This is a genomic window from Enterobacter pseudoroggenkampii, from assembly GCF_026420145.1.
In the GTDB taxonomy this organism is placed as follows: domain Bacteria; phylum Pseudomonadota; class Gammaproteobacteria; order Enterobacterales; family Enterobacteriaceae; genus Enterobacter; species Enterobacter pseudoroggenkampii.
This window is the reverse complement of record NZ_JAPMLV010000001.1, coordinates 980,572-994,081: the sequence shown is the minus strand read 5'-3', so window position 1 is coordinate 994,081 and position 13,510 is coordinate 980,572. Positions and strand designations below refer to the sequence as shown.

14 protein-coding genes are annotated in these 13,510 nt (G+C 60.5%); 8 read left to right on the top strand and 6 right to left on the bottom strand.

Going from position 1 to position 13,510, the window contains the following annotated elements; genetic code table 11:
• Positions 1 to 19: 19 nt before the first annotated feature.
• The 6 genes from xthA to OTG14_RS04820 all read left to right on the top strand — a co-directional run bounded on the left by xthA (position 20) and on the right by OTG14_RS04820 (position 6,195).
• Positions 20 to 826 (top strand): exodeoxyribonuclease III, encoded by an 807-nt coding sequence (gene xthA, locus OTG14_RS04845; protein WP_032645347.1) that lies wholly within the window; start codon positions 20 to 22, stop codon positions 824 to 826.
• Positions 827 to 832: 6 nt separating this feature from the next.
• Positions 833 to 1,516, top strand: a complete 684-nt coding sequence (locus OTG14_RS04840; protein ID WP_267214667.1) for a TVP38/TMEM64 family protein — start codon at positions 833 to 835, stop codon at positions 1,514 to 1,516.
• 15 nt (positions 1,517 to 1,531) lie between these two features.
• A complete protein-coding gene (locus OTG14_RS04835) occupies positions 1,532 to 2,692 on the top strand; it encodes an ABC transporter substrate-binding protein (protein WP_425340239.1) in 1,161 nt (386 codons plus the stop codon).
• Positions 2,665 to 4,194, top strand: coding sequence for an ABC transporter permease family protein (locus OTG14_RS04830; RefSeq protein ID WP_267214665.1), 1,530 nt, complete (start codon positions 2,665 to 2,667; stop codon positions 4,192 to 4,194). Before OTG14_RS04835 ends, OTG14_RS04830 begins: the two co-directional genes overlap by 28 nt.
• Positions 4,194 to 4,814, top strand: a complete 621-nt coding sequence (locus OTG14_RS04825; protein WP_267214664.1) for an ATP-binding cassette domain-containing protein — start codon at positions 4,194 to 4,196, stop codon at positions 4,812 to 4,814. Before OTG14_RS04830 ends, OTG14_RS04825 begins: the two co-directional genes overlap by 1 nt.
• A gap of 73 nt (positions 4,815 to 4,887) precedes the next feature.
• The gene (locus OTG14_RS04820) at positions 4,888 to 6,195 is read left to right on the top strand and encodes a sulfurtransferase (RefSeq protein WP_267214663.1); all 1,308 of its coding nucleotides are present in this window, start codon (positions 4,888 to 4,890) and stop codon (positions 6,193 to 6,195) included.
• Here OTG14_RS04820 and OTG14_RS04815 read toward each other — a convergent pair.
• Entirely contained in the window at positions 6,192 to 6,809 is a 618-nt protein-coding gene (locus OTG14_RS04815) for a CDP-alcohol phosphatidyltransferase family protein (protein WP_267214662.1), read from the bottom strand. The genes OTG14_RS04820 and OTG14_RS04815 overlap by 4 nt on opposite strands.
• On the bottom strand, positions 6,802 to 7,371 hold the full coding sequence (locus tag OTG14_RS04810) for a carboxymuconolactone decarboxylase family protein (protein ID WP_267214661.1): 570 nt from the start codon (positions 7,369 to 7,371) through the stop codon (positions 6,802 to 6,804). The genes OTG14_RS04815 and OTG14_RS04810 overlap by 8 nt, the downstream gene beginning before the upstream one ends.
• A 75-nt stretch (positions 7,372 to 7,446) precedes the next feature.
• Between OTG14_RS04810 and OTG14_RS04805 the strand changes: the two genes are divergently transcribed.
• Positions 7,447 to 7,866: a pyrimidine (deoxy)nucleoside triphosphate diphosphatase gene (locus tag OTG14_RS04805; protein WP_280924526.1), complete on the top strand. Its 420-nt coding sequence runs from the start codon at positions 7,447 to 7,449 to the stop codon at positions 7,864 to 7,866.
• Here OTG14_RS04805 and OTG14_RS04800 read toward each other — a convergent pair.
• Positions 7,823 to 8,101 (bottom strand): YnjH family protein, encoded by a 279-nt coding sequence (locus OTG14_RS04800; RefSeq protein WP_024908564.1) that lies wholly within the window; start codon positions 8,099 to 8,101, stop codon positions 7,823 to 7,825. The genes OTG14_RS04805 and OTG14_RS04800 overlap by 44 nt on opposite strands.
• 228 nt (positions 8,102 to 8,329) lie before the next feature.
• Here OTG14_RS04800 and gdhA point away from each other — a divergent pair, with 228 nt between their 5' ends.
• Positions 8,330 to 9,673 carry an NADP-specific glutamate dehydrogenase gene (gene gdhA, locus OTG14_RS04795; protein ID WP_208763778.1) on the top strand — a complete coding sequence of 448 codons (1,344 nt, stop codon included), beginning with the start codon at positions 8,330 to 8,332 and terminating at the stop codon, positions 9,671 to 9,673.
• A gap of 71 nt (positions 9,674 to 9,744) precedes the next feature.
• On the opposite strand, the gene OTG14_RS04790 is transcribed toward gdhA, so the two are convergent.
• The 3 genes from OTG14_RS04790 to OTG14_RS04780 all read right to left on the bottom strand — a co-directional run bounded on the left by OTG14_RS04790 (position 9,745) and on the right by OTG14_RS04780 (position 13,368).
• On the bottom strand, positions 9,745 to 11,652 hold the full coding sequence (locus tag OTG14_RS04790; RefSeq protein ID WP_267214660.1) for a DNA topoisomerase III: 1,908 nt from the start codon (positions 11,650 to 11,652) through the stop codon (positions 9,745 to 9,747).
• 4 nt (positions 11,653 to 11,656) lie between these two features.
• Positions 11,657 to 12,700 carry a selenide, water dikinase SelD gene (gene selD, locus OTG14_RS04785; RefSeq protein ID WP_024908567.1) on the bottom strand — a complete coding sequence of 348 codons (1,044 nt, stop codon included), beginning with the start codon at positions 12,698 to 12,700 and terminating at the stop codon, positions 11,657 to 11,659.
• Between the two features lie 116 nt (positions 12,701 to 12,816).
• Entirely contained in the window at positions 12,817 to 13,368 is a 552-nt protein-coding gene (locus tag OTG14_RS04780; RefSeq protein WP_267214659.1) for an NAD(P)H nitroreductase, read from the bottom strand.
• Positions 13,369 to 13,510: the final 142 nt, after the last annotated feature.

The following is a 13,510-nucleotide window of genomic DNA, read 5'->3' as shown; positions in this document are numbered from 1 at the left end:
CCTTGCACTGGCAGCGACTATGAAATTTGTCTCTTTTAATATCAACGGCCTGCGTGCCCGCCCTCATCAGCTTGAAGCTATCGTTGAGCAACATCAGCCAGATGTGATCGGCCTGCAGGAGACAAAGGTTCACGACGACATGTTCCCCCTCGAAGAGGTGGCGAAACTCGGCTACAACGTCTTCTATCACGGTCAGAAAGGACACTATGGGGTCGCGCTGCTCACCAAAGCGCCGCCGGTTTCCGTGCGTCGCGGCTTCCCTGGCGACGGTGAAGAAGCGCAGCGTCGCATCATCATGGCGGAAGTGCCTTCTGCGCTCGGGAATATCACGGTCATTAACGGGTATTTCCCGCAGGGTGAAAGCCGTGACCATGAAACCAAATTCCCGGCCAAAGCGAAGTTTTATCAGGATCTGCAGGACTTCCTGACAACTGAACTCAAAAAAGAGAATCCGGTGCTGATCATGGGCGACATGAACATTAGCCCGACGGATCTCGATATCGGTATTGGCGAAGAGAACCGCAAACGCTGGCTGCGTACCGGCAAATGCTCCTTCCTGCCGGAAGAGCGTGAGTGGATGGAGCGCCTGCTGGGCTGGGGCCTGGTGGATACCTTCCGCAATGCCAACCCGGAAACGCAGGATCGCTTCTCCTGGTTTGACTACCGCTCAAAAGGCTTTGACGACAACCGTGGCCTGCGTATAGACCTGCTGCTGGCCAGTTCGCCGCTGGCCGAGCGCTGCATCGAAACCGGGATCGACTACGATATCCGCAGCATGGAAAAACCGTCCGACCACGCGCCGGTGTGGGCTAAATTCAAGCTGTAATGACGCGTGAACATTCGAAAAATCGCTTTCCTGTGCGCCCTTCTGGGCGCATTTATTCTGACGTTTGTCATGCTTCCCCCGGGAACCCTCTCCCTGGAAGGGATTAAAACTCACCAGCAGGCGTTACTTTCCCATGTCGACCACGCGCCGCTGCGCAGCGCGCTGATCTTTTTTGCGCTCTATGTCGCGGTCTCCGCCCTGTCGATACCCGGCGCGGCGATCCTCACCCTGCTGGGCGGGGCGTTATTTCCCCTGTGGGAAGGCACCGCGCTGGTCTCGTTCGCCTCCACGCTCGGGGCCACGCTGGCCATGCTCGCCAGTCGTTATCTGCTGCGCGACGGGGTCCAGCGGCGGTTTGCTCAGCAGATGAAAACGGTGAACGCCGGTATGTCGCATGACGGCGCGGGCTATCTTTTTGCCCTGCGCCTGATGCCGCTGTTCCCGTTTTTTCTGGTGAATTTGCTGATGGGGCTGACCCGGATTGGCGTATTTCGCTACTGGTGGGTCAGCCAGGTCGCCATGCTGCCCGCCACGATTATCTTTCTGAACGCCGGGCGCGAGCTGGGAAAAGTGACCTCGCTGCGCGATATTTTGTCGCCGGGCATGATATTCGCCTTTACACTACTGGGGTTATTACCGCTGGTCACCCGCCGGCTGTTTTCCCGTTATCTCCCGTCTGCTAAAAAGTGAGGCATTATGCGCCGTGTGCGTTTTTGCGCGTTTCTGACCGGTCTGCTGCTGGCAGCCCCCCTCTCTGCCGCCGAAAGCTGGCACGCTATCCAACAACAGGCCAAAGGCCAGACCGTCTGGTTTAACGCCTGGGGCGGCGATCCGGCGGTCAACCGCTACCTTGAGTGGGTAAGCGGTGAGATGCAAACGCACTATGCCATTACCCTCAAAATCGTCCCGCTGGCGGATGCCGCCGACGCGGTAAAACGTATTCAGACCGAAGCCGCCGCGGGGCGTAAGGCCAACGGCTCGGTTGACCTGCTGTGGGTTAACGGCGAAAACTTCCGCACGTTAAAAGAAGCGAACCTGCTGCAAACCGGATGGGCGCAGACGCTGCCAAACTGGCGCTATATCGATACCCGCAAGCCCGTTACGGAGGATTTTGCGATTCCTACAGACGGCGCGGAATCCCCTTGGGGCGGTGCGCAGCTGACCTTTATCGCCCGCAAAGCCAGCATGCCGACGCCGCCGGAGGATCCTCAGGCGCTGCTGGCTTACGCGCAGCAGCACCCCGGCAAGATAAGCTATCCTCGCCCGCCCGATTTTACCGGCACGGCATTTCTTGAGCAGCTGCTTCTGACGCTCACCGATCGCCCTGAGGCTTTACAAAAAGCACCCGATGAAACGTTTGACCTCGTTACCGCGCCGCTCTGGGCCTACCTCGATAAGCTGCACCCGCTGCTGTGGCGCGAAGGCAAAGACTTCCCCCCTTCACCTGCACGGATGGATGCCCTGCTTGCCAGTGGCAGCCTGAACCTGTCGCTGACCTTTAACCCGGCCCATGTGCAGCAGAAAGTGGCGAGCAGCGAACTGCCCGCCGACAGCTACAGCTTTGGTTTCCAGGGCGGGATGCTCGGCAACGTCCATTTTGTGGCGATTCCGGCCAATGCCAGCGCGAGCGCGGGGGCGAAAGTGGTCGCTAATTTCCTGCTGTCACCGCGGGCGCAAATCCGCAAGGCCGACCCGGCCATATGGGGAGACCCAAGCGTACTGGATGCGAAAACGATGCCCGAAGGTGAAGCGAAACAACTGCTCGCCCACACGCCGCAGGGGCTGCCGAAGGTGCTTGCAGAGCCGCAGTCCGCCTGGGTGAACGCGCTGGAGCAGGAATGGCTGCGTCGTTACGGCACCCGCTGAGCGGGCTTGTCTGGCTGGCGATGGCGGTGATTTATCTGCCGATCCTGCCCGCCGGCGCCATGCTGCTTGCCCCGGCGTTTTCGGTGACAAACTGGCTGTGGCTGCTGAACGATCCGCAGCTACCTCAGGCGACCGTCGCCACGCTGGTCTCAACGCTCATCGCCACGCTGGGGGCGTTGCTGATTGCCCTTTTCCTCGTCAGCCTTCTGTGGCCTGGTAAGAGCTGGCGACGTCTCACGACCCGCCTGCCGTGGCTACTCGCGATCCCCCATGTGGCGTTCGCCACCGGCGCGTTACTGCTGTTTGCCGAGGGCGGTCTGTATTATCAGATCTGCACCGTCTGTTCTCCGCCGTTTGACCGCTACGGCGTCGGTCTGGGCCTGACGCTCGCGGTCAAAGAGAGTACGTTTGTCCTGTGGGCCATTTACGCCGTCCTGCCGGAAAAACGGCTCGCACTGCAGAAGACCGTCCTGCAAACCTTTGGCTATGGGCGTTTTCAGACGCTCAGCTGGCTGATCCTTCCGGCGATTGCGCCCGTTCTCGGCGCGGTGATGCTGGCGGTGCTGGCGTGGTCGCTGTCGGTCGTGGACGTGGCGATCGTGCTCGGGCCCGGAAACCCGCCTACCCTGGCCGTGCTGGCCTGGCAGTGGCTGAGCCAGGGCGACGCGCAGCAGCAGGCAAAAGGGACGCTGCTGTGCCTGCTACTCCTCGTGCTGCTAGCCGCGCTTGCCGCACTTGGGTACGGTTTATGGAAGGCATGGCGCCGCAGGGTTCCTGACCTCAGCGGGACACGTCGCAGGTCTGAGCGCGTTCTGCCTGTACGTACACTCAGCGGCTTTCTGCCCGCGTGTGGCATCCTGTGCGCCGCGGTGCTGCTGATGCTGGCGCAGCGGGACGACGTAGGTCCCGTGGGGACCAGCCTTTCCTTCGGGCTGCTTTCGAGCCTGATCGCCCTGCTCATCAGCGTTCTCTGGCTGGAATGGGGCCCGCAGCGCGGCACACTGTGGGTATGGTTACCGCTCGCCCTTCCGGCGCTGCCGCTCGTCACCGGCCAGTATGCCATTGCGCTGCATCTGGGACTCGACGGGCGCTACGCCGCCGTACTCTGGAGCCACCTCCTGTGGGTATTACCATGGACGCTGCTGGTGCTGCAACCCGCCTGGCGGCGGATCGATCCCCGACTTGTTCTTACCGCCAGAACGCTCGGCTGGCGACGGGAAAAAATATTCTTGCTGCTGAAATGCCCCCTGCTGGTGCGCCCTGCGCTGCTGGCCTTTGCCACCGGCTTTTCCGTCAGCATGGCACAATACATGCCGACGCTGTGGCTGGGCGCGGGGCGTTTCGCCACGCTGACCACCGAAACCGTCGCGCTCAGCAGCGGAGGCAGCATCCCGATTCTCGCTAACCGGGCGCTGGGATTACTGCTGGTCACGGGCACGGTGTTTGGTCTTGCCGCCCTGTTATCCCGGCTCGCGGGCCGCTACCGTCAAGGATTACGATAATGCTGAAGGTAAAAGATCTCACCATCGAACCGCTTTTCCGCGAGGTCAGTTTTTGCGTGCCCCGCGGGGAGATCGTCACCCTGATGGGGCCGTCCGGCAGCGGAAAATCGACCCTATTTGCGTGGATGGTCGGCGCGCTGTCAGACGATTTCCAGGCACGGGGCGAACTGTGGCTGGACGCGCGTCGCTGCGACGGACTTCCCGTGGAGTCCCGCGGGCTGGGTATTCTCTTTCAGGACGCGCTGCTGTTCGACCCGTTCAGCGTCGGGCAAAATTTGCTGCTGGCGCTGCCTGAACGGATCGCCGGGCGCGCGCGTCGGGAAGTGGTCGAACAGGCGCTGGATTCCGCCGGGCTGAGCGGTCATTACGCCAGCGATCCGGCCACTCTTTCCGGCGGGGAGCGCGCCCGGGTCAGCCTGCTGCGGGCCCTGCTCGCGGAGCCGCAGGCGCTGCTGCTGGACGAACCGTTCAGCCGCCTCGATAAAGCGTTGCGGGCCTCATTTCGGGCATGGGTGTTTGATACCGTCCGCGCGCGCAATATTCCGGTGGTGCTGGTCACGCACGATGAAGACGATATTCCGCCCGGCGGCGAGCTGATTGAGATTTCTCGCTGGCAATAATGTGCTAACGCAATGTTTTCCGATTCGGGAGAGACGACAATGCCCCCCTCTTTTACTGACGTCAGGTTATTCGATGAAACGTGTTTCTCAACTGACCGCGCTGGCCCTGCTCTGCGGCCTCGCTTCTTTTTCCTCGCTGGCGGCTGATATGCCCAACGCCATCACGCTGTCTCAGCTTCAGGCGCAGCACGGCACGCCTGTCGACACCCGCGCCAGCACCTTCTATAACGGCTGGCCGCAGACGCTCAGCGGCCCCTCCGGGCATGAACCCGCCGCGCTCAACCTTGCTGCCGCCTGGCTCAGCGCCATGAGCGACGAGCAGATTGCGCTTTGGGCAAAACGGCATCAGCTTACCCCTTCAACGACCATCGCCCTGTATGGCGACGAGAACGATAACCAGGCGGTGAAAGCCCGCCTGGAGAAAGCCGGATACCGCCACGTTTCGCTGCTCAGCGACGCACTGCAGACCCCAGACCGCCTTCAGCGCCTGCCTCACTTTGAACAGCTGGTTTACCCGCAGTGGATCCACCGCCTCCAGCAGGGTAAACCCGTGACCGCCGCGCCGTCGGGTGACTGGAAAGTGATCGAAGCCGCCTGGGGCGCACCGAAGTTTTACCTGCTGAACCACATTCCCGGCGCGGGCTACATTGATACTAACGAAGTGGAAAGCGAGCCGCTGTGGAATAAAGTCTCCGACGACAAGCTGAAAGCGATGCTGGCGAAGCACGGGATCCGCCACGACACCACCGTCATCTTGTATGGTCGTGACGTTTACGCCGCCGCGCGCGTGGCGCAGATTATGCTGTATGCGGGCGTGAAGGATGTGCGTATTCTCGACGGCGGCTGGAAGGCGTGGTCAGATGCAGACCTCCCGGTTGAGCGCGGCACGCCCGGCAAAGTGACGCCAGCCCCCGATTTCGGCGCGCCAATCCCCGGCCAGCCGCAGCTGATGGTCGATATGGAACAGGCGCGCGGGATGCTGCACCGTCAGGATGCCTCCCTGGTCAGCATTCGTTCGTGGCCGGAGTTCATCGGCGAAACCAGCGGCTACAGCTACATCAAGCCAAAAGGTGAAATAGCCGGTGCCCGCTGGGGTCATGCGGGCAGCGATGCTACCCACATGGAGGATTTCCATAACCCGGATGGCACCATGCGCAGTGCGGACGACATCGCCGCCCAGTGGAAGCGCTGGAATATTCTGCCGGAACAGCACGTCGCGTTTTACTGCGGCACCGGCTGGCGGGCGTCCGAAACCTTTATGTACGCCCGGGCGATGGGCTGGAAGAATATCGCCGTCTATGACGGCGGCTGGTACGAATGGAGCAGTCACCCGCAGAACCCGGTGACAACCGGTGAGCGCGGGCCAGAAAGCGCTCTCTAAGGGTTGAGTGACTTCAGCGTCACGTAGCCGCTCCAGACGCGCGTTGTGGTGGTCAGCCAGCACAGCGCGCCAAATACCCACGCGAAAAGCGTGAAGTGCGCCGGGAAAAGGCAGCACAGCACAAACAGCGCGATGGTCTCCGTCCCTTCCGTTAACCCGCCGATGTAATAAAACGACTTGTGCGCATAGCCGGGGTTGTCGATGTCGTGCTTCGCGGCCAGCGCCGCAAACGCCAGAAAACTGCTGCCGGTACCAATAAACGCAAACAGCAGCCAGGCGGCCGCCAGCGCATTCTCTGCGGGAGCAGCGAGCGCAAAGCCAAACGGCACCAGGGCGTAGAACAGAAAGTCGAGCGCGATATCGAGAAATCCTCCCGCATCGGTCAGCCCTCTGCGGCGCGCCAGCGCCCCGTCCAGACCGTCCAGCAGGCGGTTAAGCACGATGGCGACCAGCGCAGCAGGATACCAGCCGAGGGCCAGAAACGGCAGCGCCAGCACGCCAATCGCAAACCCGGTAAGGGTTAATCCGTCGGGCGTAATGCCCGGCCTGTCCAGCACGGAAACCAGACGATTCAGAACGGGCTTTACCCGCGGGTGCAGGTGACGGTCAAGCATGAGGCGTCTCATTAAACGTGGCGCACAGCCCCTGAGCCGGAATATCCAGTGCGGCATTAAAGCGGGCGGAGAGATTCTGAAAGGCAATGAGCGCCGTCATCTCGGTGATGGCGTCATCCGTAAAGTGGCGCTTCAGCGCCGTTCTGATGGCCTCATCCGCCCGGGGCGGCGTGGCGGTCACCGCCTCGGCGTAGGCCAGCGCCGCGCGCTCCTGCTCGGAGAACAAAGTGGAATCCTGCCAGTCCCCCACGGCCTGCACCTTATCCAGCGCGCCGCAGCGCTCGGCCAGCCGCAGGCTGTTGGCATCAATACAGAAAGCGCAGTGGCAGAGCTGGGATACCCGCGTCATGAGCAGCGAACGAAGCACGGGCGTCAGGCGCGCGCGACGACGCTCCAGAAAACCGACGAACAGCGCCACCAGCCAGAACAGACGAGGCATGCGCCCCCACCAGCGGGTGGGATTCAGCATCGCGCCAAAATGCTTTTTCTGCATGGCGGCAATCGGTTTAAGGCTGGCGGGAAGGGATTCGATAGGGGCAACCCAGGCGGTGGTCTCTTTCACCTGATTCTCCTGATTACTGGACTCTGAGAAAGGGCACGATAATATGTCTTTTTTCGCTATCAATTATTGACGACCATGCTGAAAACACTCGATGTCGTTGCCGCTATCATCGAAAAAGACGACAAAATTTTACTTGCGCAGCGCCCTGCCCACGCCGACCAGCCGGGCATGTGGGAATTTGCAGGCGGCAAAGTCGAGGCCGGAGAAACCCAGCCCGAGGCGCTTATCCGCGAGCTGCGTGAAGAGTTGGGTATTGAAGCGCTGCCTGCGCAATATGTAGCAAGCCACCAGCGCGAAGTCTCGCAGCGGTTAATCTACCTGCACGCCTGGCACGTTCCTGCGTTTAGCGGCGAGCTCACGGCGCACTACCACAGCGCGCTGGCGTGGTGTACGCCGGAAGAGGCGTTTGGCTACGCCCTGGCCCCCGCGGATATTCCGCTGCTGGAAGCGTTTATTGTTTTACGCGACGCCAGACCAGCGGGTTCGTGCCGATAACGCGCTCGTCGCGCTGGCACTGCAGCAGCACGCCGTCTGCTTTCACCACGGCCCCTTCCGAGTAGTTCTGATTCTGATAGATACAGCACTGATTGCAGGGCTGCACCGTTTGATTCTGACCGCTGGAGCTAAACACTTCCGGCGGCACATTCACTTCCACATCCGGACGAATGCGGTCAGCCTGCGCGCCAGCAGTGAAGATCAGACATAACGCGGTGAGTAGATAACGGTTCATAGACACATCTTCCTGTTGTTCCTTGATAATGACTATAACGGTAAACCAGAGCGGAACCTTTAATTTATCTCTTCATCGCTTTTGGTTATGACACAGCACATGTCATTAATTTCCCTTTCGCCCTACATTTCTGCTTGCCACACAAAGCGGTACGGGTGGTATAGTCAAAAAAACAACACAAAACGTATAAGTCATATACAAACATTATTATAAGAGGTTCTTATATCTATGGATCAGACACGCTCTCTGGAAAGTTTCCTTGCCCATGTTCAGCAGCGCGACCCGCACCAAAGCGAGTTCGCGCAGGCCGTGCGTGAAGTGATGACCACCCTGTGGCCCTTCCTTGAACAAAACCCGCGCTATCGCCAGATGTCTCTGCTTGAACGCCTTGTCGAGCCAGAGCGCGTGATCCAGTTCCGCGTGACGTGGGTGGACGATCGCAATCAGGTGCAGGTCAACCGCGCGTGGCGCGTGCAGTTTAACTCGGCCATTGGCCCGTTTAAGGGCGGCATGCGCTTCCATCCTTCCGTGAACCTGTCGATCCTGAAATTCCTCGGCTTCGAGCAGACCTTTAAAAACGCCCTCACCACGCTGCCGATGGGCGGCGGGAAAGGCGGAAGCGATTTCGATCCGAAAGGCAAAAGCGAAGGCGAAGTGATGCGCTTCTGCCAGGCGCTGATGACCGAACTCTACCGTCACCTCGGCCCGGATACCGACGTTCCTGCCGGTGATATCGGCGTCGGCGGACGTGAAGTGGGCTTTATGGCCGGGATGATGAAAAAGCTCTCCAACAACAGCGCCTGCGTCTTTACCGGCAAGGGGCTGTCGTTTGGCGGGAGCCTGATTCGCCCGGAAGCGACCGGGTACGGCCTGGTTTACTTCACCGAGGCCATGCTCAAGCGCCACGGTTTAGGCTTTGAAGGCATGCGCGTCGCGGTGTCCGGCTCCGGTAACGTGGCGCAGTACGCGATTGAGAAAGCGATGCAGTTTGGCGCTCGCGTGGTAACCGCCTCTGACTCCAGCGGCACGGTGGTGGATGAAGCGGGCTTCACGGCAGAGAAGCTGGCGCGCCTGTGTGAAATCAAAGCCAGCCGCGATGGACGCGTGGCGGATTACGCCCGGGAGTTTGGCCTGACCTACCTGGAAGGAAAACAGCCGTGGGGCGTGCCGGTGGATATCGCCCTGCCGTGCGCCACGCAGAACGAGCTGGACGTTGAAGCCGCGCGCACGTTGATTAGCAACGGCGTAAAAGCGGTGGCCGAAGGGGCGAACATGCCGACCACCATCGACGCGACCAATCTGTTCCTGGATGCGGGCGTGCTGTTTGCACCGGGCAAGGCCGCTAACGCCGGTGGCGTGGCAACCTCCGGCCTCGAGATGGCGCAAAACGCCGCGCGTCTCGGCTGGAAGGCAGAAAAAGTGGATGCGCGCCTGCACCATATCATGCTGGATATTCACCACGCCTGCGTGGAGTACGGCGGTGAAGCGTCGCAAACCAACTACGTGCGCGGGGCGAATATCGCCGGATTCGTGAAGGTGGCGGATGCGATGATCGGGCAGGGTGTGATTTAAGGTTTATATCGTGCGGCCGGGTGCCCTCACCCCGGCCCTCTCCCACAGGGAGAGGGAGAAAACCGGGCGTATCAGGCCGCGCTTTTCTTCTTTTTAAACGGTTTCTTAACCCCCGCGCCTGGTGCAACCATCCCTCTGAAGCGCTTCACCGGCGTGCTGCGCGCCTGATCGATCAGCTGGTAAAGCGTCCCCACCAGCGGCTGCATAAAGTCCTGATAGCGGCACTGCTTCTCGCTGATCTGCGTCAGCACCGATTCCCAGTGCGCGGTCATGTCCGGCCTGGCGGCCAGCTCCGGCAGGGAGTGAATCAGCGCGCGGCCCGGCTCGGTCGAATGGATATAGCGCCCCTTTTTCTCAAGAAAACCGCGCTTAAAGAGCAGCTCGATGATCCCCGCGCGGGTTGCTTCCGTACCCAGACCGTCGGTGGCGCGCAGGATCTTCTTCAGATCTTTATCCTGCACAAAGCGGGCGATCCCGGTCATCGCCGACAGCAGCGTCGCATCGGTGAAATGGCGCGGCGGCTGAGTCTGACGTTCAACCACTTCGCCCTTCTCGCACAGCAGTTCGTCATCTTTAGCAACTACCGGCAGCGGCGTGCCGTCGTTCTCCTCGTCACGCTCTTTGTTCCCCAACAGCGTGCGCCAGCCTGCTTCTGCAAGGAAACGGGCTTTAGCAATAAATTTCCCTTTCGCGATTTCCAGTTCGATTACGCATTTGCGGAACACCGCGTCCGGGCAGAACTGCATCAGGTACTGACGGGCGATCAGGTTATAGACCTTCGCTTCGTTGTCGGTCAGGTTGACGCTGCTGGCACGCGCCGTCGGGATAATCGCGTGGTGGGCGTCCACCTTTTTATCGTCCCAGCAGCGGTTATGGGTGTCCGGGTTCACCACCGGCTGCGGCAGCAGATCCGGCGCGTGCACGCTAATGGCGTTCATCACCGAATGACGTCCGGCAAAGTGCTCTTCCGGCAGATAGCGGCTGTCCGAACGCGGATAGGTGATGAGCTTATGGGTTTCGTAGAGCTTCTGGCAGATATCCAGCACGTTCTGCGCGCTCAAGCCAAACTTTTTGGCCGCCTCAATCTGCAGGGCCGACAGCGAGAACGGCAGCGGCGCGGGTTCTGATTCCCGTTTATCGTTATAGCTGGTAACGATAGCCGGCTGCCCGGTAATGCGGTTAACCACATGATCGGCCAGCGGACGATGGAGCAGGCGCCCCTCTTCATCCTGATAGGATTCGCAGGCATCGCTTGGCTGCCAGACGGCGGTAAAGCGTTCGTCTTTAGGCGTGACGATATGCGCTTTCACTTCAAAAAAATCTTTAGCGACGAAGTTCTCAATCTCTTCGTCACGACGCACGACCAGCCCCAGCACCGGCGTCTGCACGCGCCCCACGGAGAGCACGCCCTGATAGCCCGCGTTGCGCCCGAGGATGGTGTAGGCGCGGGTCATGTTGATACCGTACAGCCAGTCGGCGCGGGCACGCGCGAGCGCCGAGACGCACAGCGGAATAAACTCGCTGTTGGCGCGCAGGCGCGAAATGGCTCGCTCCACCGCCTGCGGGTTGAGGTCGTTGATCAGACAGCGCTGCACCTGCTGGCGCTTTTCCGGCGCCAGCTCCAGATAGTCCAGCACCTCATCGACCAGCAGCTGCCCTTCCCTGTCCGGGTCACCCGCGTGCACGATTTCTTCGGCTTCATGCAGGAAGCGCTTGATCACGTTGAGCTGTTTGGTGACCGAAGGCCGGGGCTGCAGGCGCCATTTTTCCGGCACGATGGGCAGATCGTTTAAATTCCAGCGGGCGTAGCGGCTGTCATAGACATCAGGCTGCGCCTGCTCAAGCAGGTGACCGATACACCAGGTGACCACCTGCCCGTTACCGCATTCGATAAAGCCGTCGCCTTTGCGATGCGGCTTAGGCAGCACGTCGGCGATGGCACGGGCCAGGCTCGGCTTTTCGGCAATAAACAACCGCATCGAATTAACGGATCTCTATCATCGGTCGGCCACCGCGCGCGGTCACCAGCTCGCCGATCGCCGTCAGGGTGATGCCGAACTCGGCGGCGGTCGCCTGAACGTCAGCTTCTGACTCCGGCGTCACCGCCAGCAGCAGGCCGCCGGAGGTTTGCGGATCGCACAGCAGGTTGCGCCACTCCTCAGGCATTTCGCCCATCAGGTGACCGTAGCTGGCGAAGTTGCGCTGGGTACCGCCCGGGACCGCGCCCTGAGCAATATACTCTTCCACGCCCGGCAGCTTCGGCACGTCCTGATACCAGATCTGCGCCTGCACGCCCGCGCCCTGACAGACCTCAGAGAGGTGTCCCAGCAGACCAAAACCGGTGACGTCGGTCATCGCCTTCACGCCGTCGATATTGGCGAATGCCGCACCGGCGAGGTTCATCTGGCACATCACTTCCGTTGCCAGACCTTTGTGCTCCGGTTTCAGCAGGGACTTTTTCTCGGCGGTGGTCAGCACGCCAATGCCCAGCGGCTTGGTGAGGAACAGCTTACAGCCCGCCTGCGCGGTGCTGTTGCGCTTCACGCGTTCGGTCGGCACCACGCCGGTGACGGCCAGGCCGAAGATCGGTTCAGGTGCATCAATAGAGTGACCGCCGGCCAGCGCAATTCCCGCCTGCTGGCAGGCAAAACGGCCGCCATCAATCACTTCACGAGCCACTTCCGGCGGGATGGTGTTGATCGGCCAGCCCAGAATGGCAATCGCCATGATCGGCTTCCCCCCCATGGCAAAGATATCGCTGATGGCGTTGGTGGCCGCAATGCGACCGAAGTCGAACGGGTTGTCGACAATCGGCATAAAGAAGTCGGTGGTGCTGATAATACTGGTGCCGTTACCTAAGTCATAAACTGCAGCATCGTCACGCGTTTCGTTGCCGACAAGCAGGTTCGGGTCGACAAACTTCGCCTGTTCACTGTGCAGGATGGTCTCCAGCACTTTCGGGGAAATTTTACAACCGCAACCGGCTCCGTGGCTGTACTGCGTTAAACGAATGGTTTGCTCGCTCATGGACGTCTCCTGTCATCTCAATCGCGCTATGGTAGCGCTCATTCCATAAAGAGGTAAGTATGACTGTCTGAATTCTGCGGCAGATGCTCAGAATCCAGACAGTTTAGCGTGCGTTATCAGAAACGGCTGACGAAAGGCGTGGTGTCCGGCACGCTGATGGTGCTGGAGGCTTTAAGCTGCGGGGTACCGAGGTAGAGGAAGCCGACAATTTTGTCATGCTCACCGCAGCCAAAACCGTCCCGGACCGCCGGGCTTTCGGTCAGCGGGCCGGTGCGCCAGATACCGTTGAAGCCTTGTGCGACAGCGGCCATTTGCATCGCCATCACCGCACAGCCTGCGGACATTTCCTGCTCCCAAACCGGCACCTTATGGTCGGCCTGGCATTTTGCCACGACGGTGACGATCATCGGCGCGCGGAACGGAGCATTGCGCGCCTTGTCGATCCCTTTCTCATCCTGCCCGGCTGCCACCGCCCCCTGCTCCAGCAGCAGACTGAAACGATCGCGGCCTTCGCCTTCAATCACAAAGAAGTGCCATGGCTGCAGCGTGCCATGATCGGGGGCACGCATGCCGGCACGCAGAATGTTCTCCAGCTGCTCGCCTGCCGGGGCAGGTTCGGCCAGACGGGAAGCGCTACGGCGGTTAACAAGCAGTTCGAGTGCGTCCATTGGTTAACTCCTTTCTTGAAATTTACTCACAAAATTAACACGGCGGCAGATTTTGTTACAGCCTGGCAGGCGATTCCTGCTGACAAGTGGCGGTTGGGTCATTACGATAACCCAACATTACCGTCCAGTGGCGACGGAAACA